General features: G+C 63.3%; 7 protein-coding genes. 2 read left to right on the top strand and 5 right to left on the bottom strand.

Features of this window, described 5'->3' with window-relative positions; translation table 11 throughout:
* Nucleotides 1-9: 9 nt before the first annotated feature.
* The gene (locus tag AC07OT_RS15120; protein ID WP_495108390.1) at nucleotides 10-10,425 is read left to right on the top strand and encodes an amino acid adenylation domain-containing protein; all 10,416 of its coding nucleotides are present in this window, start codon (nucleotides 10-12) and stop codon (nucleotides 10,423-10,425) included.
* Nucleotides 10,426-10,565: 140 nt separating this feature from the next.
* Here the strand turns inward: AC07OT_RS15120 and AC07OT_RS15115 are convergent, their stop codons facing one another.
* Together AC07OT_RS15115 and AC07OT_RS15110 are read right to left on the bottom strand one after the other, a co-directional pair.
* On the bottom strand, nucleotides 10,566-12,941 hold the full coding sequence (locus tag AC07OT_RS15115; protein WP_115488928.1) for a TonB-dependent siderophore receptor: 2,376 nt from the start codon (nucleotides 12,939-12,941) through the stop codon (nucleotides 10,566-10,568).
* 155 nt (nucleotides 12,942-13,096) lie between these two features.
* Entirely contained in the window at nucleotides 13,097-14,749 is a 1,653-nt protein-coding gene (locus AC07OT_RS15110) for a cyclic peptide export ABC transporter (protein WP_495108389.1), read from the bottom strand.
* A 200-nt stretch (nucleotides 14,750-14,949) separates the two neighbouring features.
* Here AC07OT_RS15110 and AC07OT_RS15105 point away from each other — a divergent pair, with 200 nt between their 5' ends.
* Nucleotides 14,950-15,780 (top strand): formyltransferase family protein, encoded by an 831-nt coding sequence (locus AC07OT_RS15105; RefSeq protein WP_065941147.1) that lies wholly within the window; start codon nucleotides 14,950-14,952, stop codon nucleotides 15,778-15,780.
* Nucleotides 15,781-15,902: 122 nt separating this feature from the next.
* Here the strand turns inward: AC07OT_RS15105 and pvdO are convergent, their stop codons facing one another.
* The 3 genes from pvdO to pvdM are packed head-to-tail and all read right to left on the bottom strand — an operon-like array spanning nucleotide 15,903 to nucleotide 19,447.
* Nucleotides 15,903-16,775, bottom strand: a complete 873-nt coding sequence (gene pvdO / locus AC07OT_RS15100; protein WP_141157479.1) for a dihydropyoverdine dehydrogenase — start codon at nucleotides 16,773-16,775, stop codon at nucleotides 15,903-15,905.
* A gap of 32 nt (nucleotides 16,776-16,807) precedes the next feature.
* Entirely contained in the window at nucleotides 16,808-18,079 is a 1,272-nt protein-coding gene (gene pvdN / locus AC07OT_RS15095; protein ID WP_495108388.1) for a pyoverdine-tailoring periplasmic protein PvdN, read from the bottom strand.
* Between the two features lie 18 nt (nucleotides 18,080-18,097).
* The gene (gene pvdM / locus AC07OT_RS15090) at nucleotides 18,098-19,447 is read right to left on the bottom strand and encodes a pyoverdine-tailoring dipeptidase-like protein PvdM (protein ID WP_495108387.1); all 1,350 of its coding nucleotides are present in this window, start codon (nucleotides 19,445-19,447) and stop codon (nucleotides 18,098-18,100) included.
* Between the last annotated feature and the right edge of the window lie 22 nt (nucleotides 19,448-19,469).

Raw genomic sequence — 19,469 nt, 5'->3', positions numbered from 1 at the left:
GGGCGTGGCGTGCAAGCATTAATCGAGTCGGTAGGGTCACTTTCGGCGCAGCAAAAGAAAGCGTTGGCGGTAATGCTCAAGCAGCAAGGCATCAACCTGTTTGAGATTGCCCCGGTTTTCAAGCGCCAGGAAGGTGAGCCTCTTCGGCTCTCTTATGCCCAGGAGCGGCAGTGGTTTTTGTGGCAGTTGGAGCCGCAGAGCCCGGCCTACCATCTGCCGCGCGCCTTGCGCTTGAAAGGCCGCCTGGACCGGGCGGCCTTGCAGCGCAGCTTCGATAGCCTGATCGCCCGCCATGAAAGCCTGCGTACTCACTTGCAGCAGGATGCCGACCAGTTGCTACAGGTGGTCAGCCCCGAGTTGGCGCTGGAAATCGCCTTTGAAACGGCTGACGCGGCGCAGCTTGAGGCGCTGGTGCAGGCCGAAGTCGCCAAGCCCTTCGATCTGCAACAAGGCCCGCTGCTGCGGGTCAAGTTGCTGCAATTGGCAGCCGATGAGCACGTATTGGTGTTGGTGCTGCATCACATCGTCGCCGATGGCTGGTCGATGCAGGTCATGGTCGACGAGTGGGTGCAGTTTTACGTCGCGTACAGCCAGGGCCATGATGTGCGCCTGCCGGACCTGTCGATTCAATACCCGGACTACGCCTTGTGGCAGCGCAGTTGGATGGAAGCCGGCGAGAAAGAACGTCAGCTGGGCTATTGGCGCGAGCAGTTGGGCGGTGAGCAGCCGGTGCTGGAGTTGCCGCTGGATTACCCGCGACCGGCGGTACAGAGCTATCGCGGTGCACGGCTCGACATGAGCCTGGATGCGGCGCTGGTCACCGGTCTCAAGGCGTTGGCCCAGCGCGAAGGCGTGACACTGTTCATGCTGTTGCTGGCCTCCTTCCAGACCTTGTTGTATCGCTACAGCGGGCAGCCGGATATCCGCGTCGGCGTGCCGATTGCCAACCGCAATCGGGCGGAAACCGAGGGGTTGATTGGGTTTTTCGTCAATACCCAGGTGCTCAAGGCCGACGTCGATGGGCACATGACATTCAGTGCGTTGCTGGCCCAGGTCAAGCAGCGTGCATTGGAGGCCCAGAGTCATCAGGACCTGCCCTTCGAACAGCTGGTCGAGGCGTTGCAGCCCGAGCGTAGCCTGAGCCATAACCCGTTGTTCCAGGTGATGTTCAACCACCAGACCGAAGGCCGCGGGCCGCGCGGCGAGCAGCAGTTGCCGGGCCTGGACGTAGAGGCCCTGGAGTGGGGCAGCCAGAGTGCGCAGTTCGACCTGAGCCTGGATACCCAGGAATCGCCTGACGGCATCTGGGCCTCGCTGACCTATGCCACCGACCTGTTCGAAGCGGCGACCGTGCAACGCATGGCCGAGCACTGGCAACGGGTGTTGCGGGCGGTGGTGGGGCGCGCCGGCACTCGTATTGCCCAGCTCGGGATGCTGGTTGACGGTGAACAACGCAGCCTGCTGCAAGACTGGAACCGCAGCACGGCGGCGTTTGAAGACGTCGCGGGTGTGCACGGCTTGTTCCAGGCCCAGGCCCGGCAGCGGCCTGACGCGGTTGCCCTGTGCCTGGATGACCGGTCCATCAGCTATGCCGAGCTGAACCGCCAGGCCAACCGCCTGGCCCATCACCTCATCGGCCAGGGTGTTGGCCCGGAAGTGCTGGTGGGGGTGGCGGTCGAGCGTTCGTTCGACATGGTGGTCAGCCTGTTGGCGGTGCTCAAGGCCGGTGGCGCCTACGTGCCGCTGGACCCGCAATACCCGCGCGAACGCCTGTTGCATATGCTCGAAGACAGCGGCGTGCGCCTGGTGCTCACCCACGCCCATGTGGCGATGCCATTGCCCGAGGGCATGGCGACGGTCGACCTGGCGGATGCACGCCTGGCGCTGTGCCCCGAGAGCGATCCGCGGGTGTCCGTTGCCGCGCAAAACCTGGCCTACGTGATCTACACCTCCGGTTCCACCGGCAAGCCCAAGGGCGTGGCGATCAACCATGGGGCGCTGACCGAATTCTCCAGTATTGCCGCCGGTTACTCGCGGTTGACCGCCGACGATCGCGTGCTTCAATTCGCTACCCTGAATTTCGATGGGTTTGTCGAACAGTTGTACCCGGCGCTGACCCATGGCGCCACCGTTGTCCTGCGCGGCCCGGAGCTGTGGGACAGCGCGCGGCTGTACGACGAGATCATTACCCAGGGCATCACCCTGGCCGACTTGCCGACCGCCTATTGGCACCTGTTCCTGCTGGACTGCCTGGCCGCCGGCCCACGCCCCTACGGCGCACTTCGCCAGGTCCATATCGGCGGTGAAGCCATGCCGCTGGACGGTCCGCAGCAGTGGCTCAAGGCCGGGCTCGGTCATGTGCGTTTGCTCAATACCTATGGCCCCACGGAGGCCACTGTTGTATCCAGCGTTCTGGACTGCACGGCAGGCACCGAGCTGATGGGCTCCAGCGCCAGCCCGATTGGCCGTTCGCTGCCAGGTCGAGCGCTGTATGTGCTGGATCGCGATTTGAACCTGGCGCCGCTGGGGGCTGTGGGCGAGCTGTACATCGGTAGCCGCTGCGGTTTGGCGCGTGCCTATCTGAACCGTGCAGTGCTGACGGCCGAGCGCTTTGTACCGGACCCTTTCGGTGAAACCGGCGAGCGCCTGTACCGCACCGGAGACCTGGCGCGCTACCGCGCTGATGGCGTGATCGAGTACGTCGGCCGGGTCGACCATCAGGTGAAGATCCGGGGTTTCCGCATCGAACTGGGCGAGATCGAAACCCTGCTGCTGGCCCAGGAGGGTGTGCGCGAAGCCCTGGTGTTGGCGGCCGAAAACCAGCTCGTGGCGTATCTGGTGTGCGAGCACCACGACGTCGAGGCGCTGAAGTCGATTCTGCGTGAACAGTTGCCGGACTACATGGTGCCTGCGCACCTGATCTTCCTTGAGCGTATGCCCCTGAACCCGAACGGCAAGCTGGATCGCCAGGCGCTGCCCAAACCCGACGCCAGCCAAGCGCAACAGGTATGGGTGGCGCCCGTCACGGAGCTGGAGCAACAGGTCGCTGCCGTCTGGGCAGATATTCTCGGGGCTGAACGGGTAGGGCTGGCCGATCACTTCTTCGAGATGGGCGGCCACTCGCTGCTGGCCATGCAGGTGGTCTCGCGCCTGCGCCAGGTATTGGGCCGTGAAGTGCCACTGAAACTGGTCTTCGAGCAACCGCGTCTCGAAGGTTTCGCCACCGCCCTGCAAGCGCTGGAGGCGCGCGAAGGTGAGCAGGCACCCGCGTTGCTCGCGGTCGGTCGCGAACAGCCGCTGCCGCTGTCCTATGCCCAGGAACGCCAGTGGTTTCTCTGGCAACTGGACCCCTCCAGTGCCGCTTACCATATCCCCAGCGCCTTGCGCCTCAAGGGGGCCTTGGATATCTCGGCCCTGCAACGCAGTTTTGACGCCCTGGTGGCCCGTCATGAAAGCCTGCGCACGTGTGTGCAAGAGCACGCGGACGGTGCGCGGCAAGTGATTCGGCCCGACGCCACTGTGCCGATCCGGCTGGGCAAGGTCGACGAGGCGGATCTGCAGGCGCAGGTCGAAGCCGAGATCGCCCGTCCATTTGATTTGCAGCAAGGTCCGTTGCTGCGTGTGACCTTGCTGCACCTGGCCGAGGACGATCATGTGCTGGTACTGGTGCAGCATCACATCGTGTCCGATGGTTGGTCGATGCAGGTGATGGTCGACGAGCTGGTGCAGTTGTATGCCGCGTTCAGCCAAGGCCGGGCCCCGCAACTGCCCGGGATGCCGATCCAGTATGCGGACTATGCCGTGTGGCAGCGTGCCTGGATGGAGGCCGGTGAAAAGGCCCGTCAGCTGGATTACTGGCGTGACCTGCTCGGCGGTGAACAGCCGGTGCTCGAGCTGCCGTTCGATCATCAGCGCCCGGCGCAACAGAGTCATCGCGGCGCGCGCCTGGACGTGCCGCTGCCGGCCACCCTGGCCGCCGAACTCAAGGCCCTGGCCCAGGCACAGGGTGTGACCCTGTTCATGTTGCTGCTGGCCTCGTTCCAGACGTTGTTGTACCGCTACAGCGGCCAGCAGGATATTCGGGTCGGTGTACCGGTCGCCAACCGCAATCGCGTCGAAACCGAGCGGCTGATCGGCTTCTTCGTCAACACCCAGGTGCTCAAGGCCGATATCGATGGGCAGACCACCGTTGCCCAGTTGCTGGCCCAGGTCAAACAGCGCGCGCTGGACGCCCAGGCCCATCAGGACCTGCCTTTCGAGCAGCTGGTCGAGGCGTTGCAGCCCGAGCGCAGCCTGAGCCTCAACCCGCTGTTCCAGGTGATGTTCAATCACCAGGTCGAAGGGCGTCCAGGGGATGAGCCACAATCCCTGGCCCACCTGCGTATCGAAGGCTTGGCGTGGGACCGGCGTACCGCACACTTCGACCTTGACCTGGATGTTCAGGAAGGTTCGGGCGGGCTCTGGGCGTCACTGGGGTATGCGACCGATCTGTTCGAGGCCTCTACCATCGAGCGCATGGCCTGCCACTGGCAGAACCTGTTGCAGGCGATGGTTGCCGATCAGCAGCAGCTCGTCAGCCAACTGAACCTGCTGGATCAGGACGAGCAACGGCACATCCTTGCACTATGGAATCAGACCGGCGCCGGCTTCAGCGCCGAGCGCCTGGTGCATGAGTTGGTGGCCGACCGTGCGCGGGAAAACCCCGCTGCGGTAGCAGTCAAGTTCGATGCGCAAACCCTGAGCTATGGCGAGCTGGACCGCCAGGCCAACCGCCTGGCCCATGCCTTGATCGCCCGTGGCGTCGGCCCCGAAGTGCGCGTGGCGATTGCCATGCCGCGCAGTGCCGAGAGCCTGGTAGCGTTCCTCGCGGTGATGAAAGCCGGCGGTGTGTATGTGCCGCTGGATATCGAATACCCGCGTGATCGCCTGCTGTACATGATGCAGGACAGCCGCGCGAAGTTGCTGTTGACCCACACCAATGCCTTGCCGCAACTGCCGATTCCCGACGGCATGCAGACGCTGGCCATCGATCGCACCGAGCAATGGGCCGATTACAGCGACACCGCGCCAAACGTGACGCTGGACGGCGACAACCTCGCCTACGTGATCTACACCTCCGGTTCCACCGGCATGCCCAAGGGCGTGGCGGTGTCCCACGGCCCTTTGGTGGCGCACATCATCGCCACCGGCGAGCGTTATGAAACATCGCCAGCCGATTGCGAACTGCACTTTATGTCCTTCGCTTTCGACGGTTCCCACGAAGGCTGGATGCACCCGCTGATCAACGGCGCCAGCGTATTGATCCGTGACGACAGCCTGTGGCTGCCCGAGTACACCTACGCGCAGATGCACCGTCACAACGTGACCATGGCGGTGTTTCCGCCGGTGTACCTGCAGCAGCTGGCCGAGCATGCCGAGCGCGACGGCAATCCACCAAAGGTGCGAGTCTACTGCTTCGGTGGTGATGCCGTGGCCCAGGCCAGCTATGACCTGGCCTGGCGCGCGCTCAAGCCGACCTACTTGTTCAACGGCTACGGCCCGACCGAAACCGTGGTCACGCCGTTGCTGTGGAAGGCGCGCAAGGGCGACCCCTGCGGCGCCGTCTACGCGCCAATCGGCACGCTGCTGGGCAACCGCAGCGGCTATGTGCTCGACGCGCAACTCAACCTGCAACCCATCGGCGTCGCCGGTGAGCTGTACCTGGGCGGCGAGGGCGTGGCCCGTGGTTACCTGGAGCGTCCGGCGCTGACCGCCGAACGCTTTGTGCCGGACCCGTTCGGCACGCCGGGCAGCCGCGTGTATCGCAGCGGCGACCTGACCCGTGGCCGTCCGGATGGCGTGGTGGATTACCTCGGTCGCGTCGACCACCAGGTGAAAATCCGTGGTTTCCGCATCGAACTGGGGGAAATCGAAGCGCGTCTGCGTGAACAGGACGGCGTCGGTGAAACCGTGGTCGTGGCCCAGGATGGCCCGACCGGCAAGCAGCTGGTGGCGTATGTCGTGCCGGCCGATGGTTCGCTGGCCAACGACACCGAGTTTCGCGAAACCCTGCGCCGTGGATTGAAAACCCATCTGCCGGACTACATGGTCCCGGCGCACTTCATGTTCCTGGCCCGGATGCCGCTGACCCCCAACGGCAAGCTTGACCGCAAAGGCCTGCCGCAACCGGATACGGCGCAGTCGCAAGGCGCCTGGGTGGAGCCGGTGACGCCGTTGCAGCAGCAGGTCGCGGCGATCTGGGCACAGGTGCTGGGGGCCGAGCGTATTGGCCTGAACGATCACTTCTTCGAGCTGGGCGGGCATTCGTTGCTGGCCATGCAGGTGATCTCCCGTGTGCGTCAGTTGCTTGAGCGGGAAGTGGCCCTGCGCACCTTGTTCGAGCAACCGCAGCTGGAAAGTTTCGTACTGGCCTTGCAGGCGACAGACCAGGCGCTGGCGCCGCCGATGCTGGCGATCGGGCGTGAGCAACCGTTGGCGTTGTCCTTCGCCCAGGAGCGCCAGTGGTTCCTTTGGCAACTGGATCCGCGCAGCGCGGCTTACCATATTCCCAGCGTGCTACGCCTGACCGGGCGCCTCGACCAGCAGGCCTTGCAGCGCAGCTTCGACGCTCTGGTGGCACGGCATGAGAGCTTGCGTACCCAGGTGTACCAGGACGGCGAGCGCGCGTTTCAGTTGATTCGCCCAGCGACCGCCCTGGTGATCGCGCGGGTGGAGGCCGACGCCGAGAACCTTCAACAGCAGGTCGAAACCGAGATTGCCCGGCCATTCGATTTGCAGGCGGGCCCACTGCTGCGCGTTACCTTGCTGCGCCTGGCCGACGATGAGCATGTGCTGGTGCTGGTGCAGCACCACATTGTGACCGACGGCTGGTCGATGCAAGTGATGGTCGACGAACTGGTGCAGCTGTACGCCGCCCACTGCCAGGGCCAGGCGCCGCAATTGCCGGAACTGGCGCTGCAATACGCCGATTACGCGCACTGGCAGCGCCAATGGATGGCGGCGGGCGAGCGCGAGCGTCAACTGGCGTATTGGCGGCAATTGCTCGGCGGCGAACAGCCGATGCTGGAACTGCCTACCGCGAACGCGCGGCCAGCGGTGCAAAGCTATCGCGGTGCAAGCCTGCAACTCGAATTGCCCCAAGCGCTGGCAACCGGGCTCAAGGCCTTGGCCCAGCGTGAGGACGTGACGTTGTTCATGGTGTTGCTGGCGTCTTTCCAGAGCCTGTTGTACCGCTACAGTGGTCAGCAGGACATCCGCATCGGGGTTCCGATTGCCAACCGCAACCGGGTTGAGGTGGAGCGCGTCGTCGGTTTCTTCGTCAACACTCAAGTGCTCAAGGCCGATATCGACGGGCAGATCACCGTCGGCCAGTTGTTGCAGCAGGTCAAGCGCCGCAGCCTGGATGCCCAGGGCCATCAGGACCTGCCGTTCGAACAGTTGGTGGAAGCCCTGCAACCGGAGCGCAGCCTGAGCCACAACCCCTTATTCCAGGTGATGTTCAACCACCAAAGCGATGCCGGCCTGATGACCTCGGGGCACTCACTGCCGGACCTGCGTGTAGAAGGGCTGGATTGGGGCAGCCACACCGCACAGTTCGACCTGAGCCTGGACACCCAGGCCTCGGCGGATGGCATTCACGCCACTCTGACTTACGCGACCGACCTGTTTGACCCTATCGTGCTCGAGCGCATGCTCGCCCATTGGCAGAACCTGCTGCAGGGCATGCTCAATGACCCGCAGCAGCGTGTCAGCCAGTTGCCGTTGCTGGACCCTTGCGAACAGCAGGTGTTGGTAGCGCAATGGAATGCCACCGCTCGTGATTATTCGCGCCAGCCGGTGCATCATTTGATCGAGGCTCAGGTCGCGCAGACCCCGGACGCTCCGGCACTGGTCTTCGCTGCCCAGCGCCTGGACTATGCCGAGCTGAACCGGCGCGCCAATCGCCTGGCCCACCGCCTGATCCGTGCGGGCGTCGGCCCGGATGTGTTGGTCGGCCTGGTTGTGGAGCGTTCCGTCGAAATGGTCGTCGGCCTGCTGGCCGTGCTCAAGGCGGGCGGCGCCTATGTGCCGATGGACCCGGACTACCCGCGTGAGCGCCTGGCGTACATGCTCGAAGACAGTGGCGTGAAACTGCTGCTGACCCAATCCCATCTGCTGCAACAGCTGCCGATTGCCGAAGGCGTCGAATGCCTGGTGCTGGGGGAGTCGGCGTTCGAGGGTTACCCCGACACCAATCCTGACATTGTGCTGGACGCTGAAAACCTCGCGTATGTGATCTACACCTCCGGCTCCACCGGCCAGCCCAAGGGCGCGGGCAACCGCCATTCGGCACTGGCCAACCGCTTGTGCTGGATGCAGGAAGCCTACGCCTTGAGCGCCAGCGATACGGTCTTGCAAAAGACACCGTTCAGTTTCGACGTCTCGGTGTGGGAGTTTTTCTGGCCGCTGATGACCGGCGCGCGGCTGGTCGTCGCGGCGCCGGGTGATCACCGTGACCCCGCCAGGCTGGTGGCGCTGATCAACGCCGAACACGTGACGACGTTGCATTTTGTGCCTTCGATGTTGCAGGCGTTCATGCAGGATGCGGCAGTGTCCAGTTGCCACAGCGTGCAACGCATTGTCTGCAGCGGTGAAGCACTGCCGGTGGATGCCCAGCAACAGGTATTTGCCAAATTACCCGCAGCCGGCTTGTACAACCTGTACGGGCCGACGGAAGCCGCCATCGACGTGACCCATTGGACCTGCATCGATGAACGGCGTGACACGGTGCCCATCGGCCAGCCCATAGCCAATCTGCAGACCTATGTGCTGGATGCCCAGTTGCAAGTGGTGCCCGCAGGCGTGGCGGGCGAGTTGTACCTGGGCGGCAAGGGGTTGGCACGTGGCTACCATCGCCGTCCCGGGATGACCGCCGAGCGTTTCATTGCCTCGCCGTTCGAGTCGGGCGCCCGCTTGTATCGTACCGGTGACCGTGTGCGCCAGCGCAGCGACGGTGTGATCGAATACCTCGGGCGCCTGGATCACCAGGTCAAGTTGCGGGGCCTGCGGATTGAACTGGGTGAAATTGAAGCGCGCCTCCTCGAAACCGCTGAAGTGCAGGAGGCGTCGGTGCAGGTTGTCGATGGCAAGCACTTGGTCGGCTATCTGGTGTTGCAGGCGCCTGGTGAACACTGGCGCGAAGCGCTCAGTGCGCACCTGGCTGCGCATTTGCCCGACTACATGGTGCCGGCCCAGTGGGTGCTGTTGGAGCAGATGCCTCTGAGCCCCAACGGCAAGTTGGACCGCAAGGCACTGCCCAAGCCCGATGCGCGCCAGCACGAGCAGGTATTCCGCGCCCCGCAGAACGAGTTGGAGCAACGGCTCGCGACGATCTGGGGCGAGGTGCTGGACGTCGAGCGCGTTGGCCTGGATGACAATTTCTTTGAACTGGGCGGTCATTCGCTGTTGGTGTTGATGCTCAGGGAGCGCATCCGCAAGGCCACCGGCAGGGTGCTGTCGGTCAGCCAATTGATGCTTAACCCGACGGTTGCCGGGCAGGTGAATTGCCTGGGTAACGGCGCGGGGCCTTCGTTGATCGTCAAGCTCAACAGCCAGACGCAAGGGACGCCGTTGTTCCTGTTCCACCCCAGCTATGGCTCGGTGCATTGCTATAAGGCCATTGGCTTGGCGCTGCGCGAGCAGCGGCCGGTGATGGGCGTGATCTGCCGTGCACTGGCCGAGGAGGGCAGTGCGGTACCGAGCTGGCAAGCGATGGTCGAGGATTACACCGGGCAATTGCTCGCTGCCTGGCCCGAAGGCCCTTATCGCCTGGCTGGCTGGTCAATGGGTGGCAACCTGGCCATGGAAGTCGCTTATGCGCTGGAGCAAGCCGGGCGCGAGGTGGAAGTGGTCGGTTGGATTGACGCCTCGCCACCGTATTGGCTCAAGGCTTACTGGGACGCGGCGGTGACGGCGGATGACGTTGAACTGTCGGTCAACCAGCGGCGTGTAGAACTGTTGCAGGTCATGTTTCCTGCCTCGAGCCAGCAGATCCACGGGGCGTGGCAGGACAGCCAGGCGCTCTTCAGCGATGAAGTGCAGCAATGGCAGGCGCTGGGTGCCTGGGCTGAAGACGCGTTGGGTGAGACGTTCCGAGAGATCAAGGCAAGCTTGCTTGAGGGTGACGAGGCGCAGATTTCCTGGGAACTGGACCGCACCCTGGGCCAGCGCCTCAAGGATGCCGACTTCAAGCCGCTCAAGGCGCCGATCAGGTGCTGGTGGGCCGCCGCGAGCCGTGCAGGACAGCATCGCCGGTTGATCGAGGCGACCATGGAGCAGGTGGCGGGCCGCGCGTGCGTGCAGCAGTCAGTGATGATCGACTCCACCCACGACCGCATCATCGATAACGCCGCGTTCGTACAGAGCTTCGCCGATGCCATGAAGTAACTGTCCGCGTTATCCAACGCCCCTGGCCCAACGGCCAGGGGCGTTTTTTTTTGCCTGGCCAGCGTGTTGTGCGGACAGCAAAAAGCCCCTGGTCATTGCGCATGGCCAGGGGCTTGGGGGGGGCGTCTAGCGTCTATGCATCAGAAGTTCCAGCGAGTGCTGAGCATGATGTTACGCGGGTCACCGTAGTAAACCGAGTTGTAGAAGCCGATGTTGGTGTAGTACTTCTTGTCGAAGACGTTGTTGACATTGAGGCTGGCCGATACGTTCTCGGTGACCTGGTAGCGAGCCATCAGGTCCACCAGCCACAGGGGATCCTGGGAGAAGTTATCCTGGCTGCCGGTGGTGTAGTTGTTGGTCAGCAGCTTCCAGCCCGTACCCTGCCAGCGCACGCCGCTGCCCAGGGTGAGTTTGTCCAGGGCGCCGGTCAGCTTGTAGCTGGTGTAGATATTGACCTGATCTTCCGGTTCCCAGGTGGAGAGTTTTTCACCCTCTTTGTCACGCATGATCTTGTGCGTATAACCCGCCTGCAGCTGCCAGCCGGGGGCCAGCTCGCCGGAGATTTCCGCTTCGTAGCCCTTGGTCTTGGCCTTGGTGCCCTTGGACGCATAGTCGAGGCCCGGGTAGCTGTCGGGAATGTAGTCGTTATCGTCGATGGCGCGGTTTTTCTCGTGCACTTCGAAGTAGGCGAGGCTGGCGTTGAGGCGTCCATCGAAGAATTCGCCTTTGAAGCCGACCTCGTAGTTCTTGCCTTCATCCGGCTCGATCGGCTTGTTGTTGCGGTCGCGGTAGTCGTCCTGTGGCAGGTAGATCTCGGTGAAGCTGGCATAGGCCGAGAGGTTTTCGGTGAAGTCGTAGGTAAGGCCGGCGTAAGGCACGACCTTGCCGGTGTCCTTGACCTGGCTGGTGCCGCTGACCTCGTAGTTGTTGACCCGGGTACCCAGGATCAGGTGCCAGTCATCAGCCAGGCTGAAGCGGCCGGTGATGTACTGGGCGCTCTGGCGGGTGAGCTCGTCGTTGCGTTTGGTCTGCGGGCCACGGTCAGGTTTGGGAACCTCGCCGTTCCAATCGAAATAGTCGTAGTTGTTGTTGATGGCGCGGGTGTAGTCGCGGCCCAGCCAGCGGGAGCGCGAGACCGAGGCGCCGACCACCAGTTCATGGTCACGTCCGAACAGGCTGAAAGGTCCGGTGGCATAAAGGTCGCCGGTGTCGCTGGTGGTCTCGCCATTGTAGGTCCGCGTGAGCAACATGGACTGACCGGTGGTGACGTTGGGCGCCAGCAGGGCGGACAGCGGTGCCTTGTAGCCATTGATCTGGTGGTTGTACTGGGCCTTGCCGACCCAGCCGTTATCGAAAGTGTGTTCCAGGGTCGCGAAACCGGTACGGGTGTACTGCGCCCACTTGCTGAACTTGGCGCCATTGTTGAACGAACGCGAGGTGCTGATGCGGTTGCCGGCGCTGTCATACAGCGAGGCCGAGCCCGACCAGCTGGAGCCTTGCGGGTCGCTGTCCTGGTAGTCGCCGCCGACGGTCAGCAGTGTGTCCGGTGACAGGTCGAACTCCAGGATGCCGTAGTACACGTTGGTCTTGCGCTGGTAATGATCGAGGAACGTGTGCTTGTCCTGGTAGGCGGCCACCGCCCGACCGCGCACGTTACCGGTCTCGGTGAGCGGACCGCCGACGTCGACTTCCGAGCGGTAGTTGTCCCAGGAACCGGCGCCCAGATCGACGTAGCCCTTGAATTCCGAGGTTGGCTTCTTGCGCACCATGTTGATGGTACCGCCAGGGCCGCCGGCACCGGTCAGCAGGCCGGTAGCGCCCTTGAGGATCTCGACGCGGTCGTAGATCACCGTGTCGGTCAGGGTGTGGCCGGATGAATACTGGGCATCCTGCAGGATCGGAATGCCGTCGTACTGGAAGTTCTGGATGGCGAAGCCACGGGAGTAGTAGCTGGTCCGCTCACTGTCGTACGCGGCAACGGTGATGCCGGGGGTATGGCGCATCACGTCGTCGATCGACTTGAGGTTGAAGTCATCCATGGCCTGGCGCGTCACCACCGAGATCGATTGAGGCGTCTCCCGGGGCGTCAGCACCATTCGGGTCGCGGTCGCGATGGTGCCGGGAGTATACGAGCCGGAGCCCTCGGTAATGGTGCCGAGCTGGTTGGCGGTCACCTGGGTGGCGCCCAGCTCCAGGGCGGACGAACGCCCGGCCGTGAGCGTCATGGTGTTGCCCTGCAGGTCGTAATCGACCCCCGTCCCGGTCAGCAAGGTGGTCATGGCCTGGCCCGGTTGCATCTTGCCCTTGACCTTGTGACTGCGTTTGCCTTCTACGTCGGACGGGCTGTACAGCACTTGCAGGTTGGCCTGCCGACCAAATTCTTGAAGAGCGCTCCCCAGTGACTGGGCGGGGACATTCAGCTCGATCTCCTGCGCCTGAACATAACCTGCGACCGGCAGGGTCAGCGCAACGGCAATGGCGCCAGGGAGCACGTGGGTGTTCAAGAGGCGGCGCATGGAGAGTGCCTTGCTCAAGGGACTCAGACCAAATGTTGCTGGCATGGGTGAATTCTCTTCTAGGTATTTAGTGGGCAGATTATAAATATTTGTTGTGGTTGGTTCTCATTACCACTAGTGAGACGTTCCTACCTGTTGAAACCGGAAAAGAATTTTCAGGCCGGCTCCATTTCGTGCACCACCTGGCCCGCACGTAGCCGTACCAACTGATCGGCGATGTCGAAATAGCGGTCGTCGTGACTGATCACAATGATGGTCTTGCCCAGGCGCTTGAGGTCCGGCAGCAGTTCGGTATAGAACACGCGGCGGAAGGCCGGGTCCTGGTCGGCGGCCCATTCGTCGAACACCAGCACCGGACGCTCTTCCAGCCAGGCGTTGACCAGTGCCAGGCGCTTGCGCTGGCCGGTGGACAGGTCGGTGGTGCTGAATACGCCGTCCTTGACGCTGACCTTGTGCGCGATTTCCAGGCGCTCCAGGTACTTGGCGGCGCTGTCCAGGGATTGGGTGGCGCTGCCCTGGACCAGGTCGTCGAACAGGTAGTAGTCGGCGAACACTGTGGTGAACAGCTGGCGATAGTCATCACGCGCCGGATCGGTCACCGTTTCGCCATTGAGGCGGATTTCCCCGGCCTCGGGTTGATACAGGCCCAGCAGCAGCTTGATCAGGGTGGTCTTGCCGCAGCCGTTCTCGCCGACGATAAACACGATATCGCCCTGCTTGATGCTCAGGTTGATCGGCCCCAGGTGGAACGGTTGGCTGCCTTCCACCGGCGGCGGGCTGTAGCTCACGCCGCGCAGCTCCAGGCTGTGCACCACCGGTGTCGGCGCTTCGCTGCCGTCCATCAGCAGGTGCGGTTCGGGGGAAGAGAAGCGTTCGGACAGTTCGGTGATGCGCGCAAACGCAATGCGTGCCTTGCCGATGATCGGCAGGTAACCCACCACGTGTTCCAGCGGGCCCTTCATGTACAGCAGCACCAACACAAAACCGGTGATCACCGCCGGGTCCGGGTTCGGGTTGTAGGCCTGCATCGCCAGCGCCAGGCCGATGACCACAAAGAACAGCATCGAGCCGAAGGTCTTGGCGACGATATAGATGTTCACCGAACGCACCTGGATATCGCTGATACGGTCGGCGGTTTCCTGGATGCGGTGGGTGTTCATGCGGTAGCGGCGGGGCCGGTGGATGCGCAACTCCTTGGCGCCGGAAGCGATTGCCGAGTAGTAGCGTTGCAACTCGTCTTCCTGGTCGCGGGCCTCGTCGAAGCCGCGAATGCCCTTGGCGCCGGCGATGAATTGCACGCTGCTGCCGATGATGATCGCCACCACCATCATCAGGAACATCGGAACCGACAGGTACGCCAGGTACCCCAGGCAGCCCAGGGTCACGGTGGTGGCGATGGCCAGCGGGGTGAAGGCAAAGGAGAAGTCGCTGATGGTGTCGACGTCATGGGTCAGCACCGGGATCAGGCGGTGGGAGCGATACTGTTCGATCTGCTCGATGGGCGCCGACAGCACCTTTTCGCCGAGATCCTTGCGCAGGGCGGCAATGATCCGCTGGCCCACATAGTTGGTGCCGATATCGGAGACGATCGAACTGGTCAGCGCCAGCACACACAGCGCCGCAAAGCTCAGGATCACGCCCTGGGTCATACCGGTGGAAGAGTGCAGCGCGTTGTTGATGGTCGCCAGCAACAGCGTGATGGCCAGGCCGCCGGCCATGCCCAGGGCAACGGATACGGTCACGATGGTGCGAAACGGCCTGAGCAATGCAAGCAAACCTGTGAAGGCGCCGCGCTTGGGGTCGGTCATAAGTACTTCCCGGAAAGTGAAAAAGAGGGGGCTGGGCACACAGACCCTTACCCATGACAAACGAAGGATTGGCGCGACTATTTAGCTCGGCGTGCCCGGCGGTGGCGGTGGCGGATAAATTGCGCGGGGGCTGGTTCGTTCTTGTGGTGTAGGCGCACGCGTATCGGCGCGTGCCTGATCTTTCCAGCGAGAGCGAAACAATGACGAAAAAGAACCTGGTGTACGTGTGGTCCCTGCGCAATGCCGCTGCCGACAAGGCCGGCCAGCCGGTGGCCTACAAGGACCACGAGCGCTACATGAAGTCGGTGCTGGAGTTTCTGGTGGGGTCGCTCAACGACACGCCACTGGGCGAGGCCTACAACCTGGTGGGCGTGGTGTATGACGACGATGAGCAAAACCCGCGGGACCAGCAGTTGGTGGCCGACTACGGCTTTGCCTATAAGCCCGGCCGCCAGTGGCTGTACCCGGCCGACCTGCGGGTGCAGGGGCGCCTGGTCAACGATCTGCTGCTGAGCGTGCCGTCCACCTATCGGCGCCTGCCGCGGGGCAGCGCCGAACATATTGCCGGCAAGCAGGATTTCGAACGCCGCCTGCATGACACCTTGGTGGAGCTGAAGGCCGATATCGTGGTGCTCGATGGCCTGCTGGTGATCCTGGACGAGCTGGTGCGCCCCGGTGCGCCGTTTGCCCGTCGCATCATGAACATCCACCCCGGTATCACCCGTATCGAATCGCCCTATGAGCGCCGGGGTGCCTACGCCACCTGGAATGCCTTGTACGGTGCCCGTGGACAAGCCGTGGTGGATTGGGCGACCAGGGAGACGCAGCCGTGTGAGCCGCTGTACCTCACCGGCGCCTCGTTCCACTACGTGGATAACGGCATCGACTCTGGCGAAGTGTTCCACGACGTGCTCAAGACCGAGATCTCGCCGGACGACACCATCCTTGAGTTGCGTTGGAACAACTTCAATAACAGCCTGTTCCCGGCGTTGCATGAAGGCCTGGAGTTGTTGGCGCAGAAGGGGGTCTAAGCCGCGCCCGATTTGATTGTGGGAGGGACCTTGCTCCCGATGGCGGAGTATCAGTCAATGGCGATGTCGACTGCCGCACCCCATCGGGAGCAAGCCCCCTCCCAGATTAAATCCCGTCAGCTTCAGAGATCGCGCACGACCCTGAAGCCGATCCAGTCACCCCGCGTCTGCGGATAGATCGTGTTGCGGTTCCCTGAGCGCGAAAACACCGGCGCCTCGCCCCAGTCATTGCCGCGAATCATGTAGCCCTCGCAGTTTGGCTCCATCCATGCGCTGCCGTCGGTGGGCGCGCCGATGTAGCTGGAGTGCTCGCAGTCGGCCACGCGCTCATAGACGTTGCCATGCATGTCATACATGCCAAACGCATTCGGCGGGTAGCTGCCCACGGGCGAGGAATAGCTGTAGCCGTCCGCCGGGCCGTAGGTGTTGGCATGCTTGGCGATGCTGTAGCCCTTGCCCTCGTCGAACGGGAACGGGAATGGCCCGGTGGAGCCGGCGCGCGCGGCGTATTCGCGCTGGGCCTCGCTGACCATGTGGTACTGCTGGCCGGTCTTTTTCGACAGCCAGGCCACGTAGTGCTTGATGTCGTCCATGTCCATGCACACCGCCGGCTGGCGCGGGCCCTGGGGATAACGCGGCTTGCTGGCGATGCATTCGCGGCCGGGGCGGGTGTCGCCGTCGGCGATCTTCACTCCGGTCTGGCGGATATAGCTGTCCCATTCACCGGCGGTGATGTGGAAGCGGCTCATGGCGAACGGCTTGGCGAAGGTCACGTCATGCATCGGGCCTTCGTCCGGTTCGCGGCCGACTTCGTCTTCCGGCGTCCCCATGGTGAAGGTGCCGGCGGGCAGTACCACCATTTCCGGGCAGTCCTTGCAGTCCTTGAACACTTTGCCCGGTTGCGGCGTGGCAGCCTGGGCCAGGCCCGGCAGCAGCGCGCCGCACAGGGCGGTCAGTGCCAGGGTCGTCAGGGGTTTGAGTCGCAGTGGCGTCATAGGGGCCTCTCGTGCAAAGGGAAAAAGGCGCGTCACAACCGCTGGCTGAGCAGGGTCATGAAGCGCTGGATTTCGTCGGAGTTGTTGAGCAGGCCGGGCGCCGTGCGGATCACCGGGCCGACGTCGCGGTCCACCGCGTCGATCACCACGCGGTTCTTCTGCATACAGGCAGCCACCCGATCACTGTCCTGGCCCTTGACCCGAAAGAAGGTAAAGCCGGCAGACAGTTCGGGGCTGCGCGGCGTGACCAGTTCGATCTGCGGGTGCGCCAGCAATTGTTCCTTGAGTTCGGCGTTCAGCCCATGGATGCGCGCCTGGACCGGCGCCTTGCCCAGTTGCAGGTGCAGCTTGAAGGCCTCATCCGCCGCCCAGCGATGCTCGAAGGCGTGATAGCCGCCGGGCGTCATGATGGTGGCGAAGTCCTTGTCTTCGGAGAAGGTCGGCACCATGGGCGTGACGTAGGTGTTTTCAGGGTTGCGCGCGCACACCAGCCCGGTACCGCGCGGACCGAACATCCATTTATGGGTGCCGGCGATAAAGAAGTCGCAATGCATGTCGGGGAAGTCGAGGTTTTCCACGCCGAAACCATGCACGCCATCCACCACATAGAGGAGGCGGTCCTTGTCGTCGCGGTTGCGGTTGTGCGCCGCCACCAGCTTGCCGATCTCGCCGATGGGCAGTTTCACGCCGCTGCCGGATTGTACCCAGGTCATGCCCAGCACGCGGGTGTTGGGGCGGATATTGCGCTGGATATTCCCCAGCACCTCATCGGCAGAGACCTGGCTGGCCCGCTCGAACAGCTTGATCCGGCGCACCTGGGTGCCTTCCTTGAGCACGCGAAAATCCAGCACGTTCTGGGTCGCGTAATGCTCATGCACGGTGGTGAGGACTTCCTGGTCCGGGCGCACCTTGATGCCGCCATAGATCATCGCCAGGCCTTCGGACGTGCTGCCGGTCAGGGCGATCTGCGCCGGGGTGGCCTTGAGGTAGCGGCCGGCCCATTCGCGTACCTGACCTTCGCGTTTCCAGGTTTCCTCCAGGTCCCAGTCCATGGCGAGCCCTGGGTTGCGGTCGATCTGTGCGCGGTAACGCTCGATGGCCTCGCGTACCGGCCTGGGGTGCGAGGCCACCAGGAAGTTGGAGAAGTGCAGGTAATCCGGGTCCTGGTTGAACAGCTGCTTGAACCCCGTCCATGGGTCATCCGTGGTGGTGGCAGCCAGTGCCTGCGGGATGAGTGCAGCGCCCAATGGCAGGCTGGCGGCGAATACCCCGGCCTGCTTGAGAAACGTACGGCGGTCAGTCATGGACTTGCTTCTAGGTGATTAGCGGTTGGCCAAGGGTTTGGCGGCTTTTTGTACCTGGTCCCACACCCGCAGGAAGTTGCCTCCCCACAGCTTGGCGATGTCGGCTTCGGAGTAGCCGCGCTGGATCAGTTCGGCGGTGACGTTGCGGATTTCGCCGACGTTGTTCCAGCCGTCGAGGCCGCCGCCGTCGTTGAAGTCCGAAGCGATGCCGACGTGATCGATCCCGATCTTGCGCACGGTGTAGTCGATGGCGTCGCCCCAGTCCTTGAGCGTGGCCTTGGGTTCCTCCTCAAGAATCCCGTACAGCCCTTGGGCGTACTGGCCGAACTTCTGCTCCGGCCATGCCGCGATGATCGCGTCCCCCGGCATCAGGGCCATGGCCAGGTTGGGCAGCGGCGGCAGGTCGAAACGCGCGCGCAGGGTGTTGAGTTTGTCCTGGGTCGGCTGGCTCAAGGGGCGTATGTAGGCCGGGAAGCCCACCACCTGCACCACGCCGCCACTGTTCTTGATCAGTTGCAGTTCCTTGTCGCTGAGGTTGCGCGGGATGTCCACCGACGCGCGCGGTGCCGAGTGGGAAGCCACCATCGGCGTGCGACTCAGCTGCGCGACTTGCTCCAGGGCCTTGGTCGACATCTGCGACACGTCAATGATCACCCCCAGGTCATTGAGGCGCTGCACCGCTTGCTTGCCGATGTCCGACAGGCCTTCGAGGGCATCGACGGAATCATTGAAAAACGGCAGTGGGCGCGATGAGTCGGACCAGGCGTTATTGCCGATATAACTGAAACCGAACATACGCATGCCCCGGGCGGCCCACAGGTCCAGCTGGTTCAGGTCATTGCCCAGGGGGTAGGCGTTGAGCATGCTGATAAAAATCGCGAACTTGCCTTCGCCATGCAGGCGTCGAAAGTCATCCGGGGTATAGGCGATGCCGACTTGATTGGGAAAGTCACGCACCATGCCGGAGATGATCTTGTAGCGCACCTCCTGCTCGTGGCGGGCTTCCTCGACAAAGCCGTCAGTGGGCTTGTGCGGGGCATTGGGGCCATTCCAGATTTCCGGCCAGCCGAAGATCGTCAGGGCTGCGCCGGACAAGCGACCGCGTGCCGCCTTGGCCAGGTCGAACTGGCCGCTGCCGTCCTTGTCCGCCTCGTTGCCGGCGGTGCCGAAGTCCATAGGCACGGTGATGTGGCTGTCGAACGACAGCAGGCGGTCCTGCAGTTCATTGGCCTGCTTGATCACGGCGAGCGGGTAGCCGGCATTGCCCTTGAACCAGTGATCCCAGATCAGGAAGCCGGCCCCGGCGCCGATGGCCAGTGCCAGCGGCAAGCCGATATACAGCGCCTTTTTCGAACGTGGTTTTGTCATTGCCATCTCAGTCAGTTGAGGC

Source organism: Pseudomonas sp. GW821-FHT09C10 (assembly GCF_059418085.1).
The sequence above is the reverse complement of the archived record's forward strand: the minus strand, read 5'-3'. Positions and strand labels throughout refer to the sequence as shown.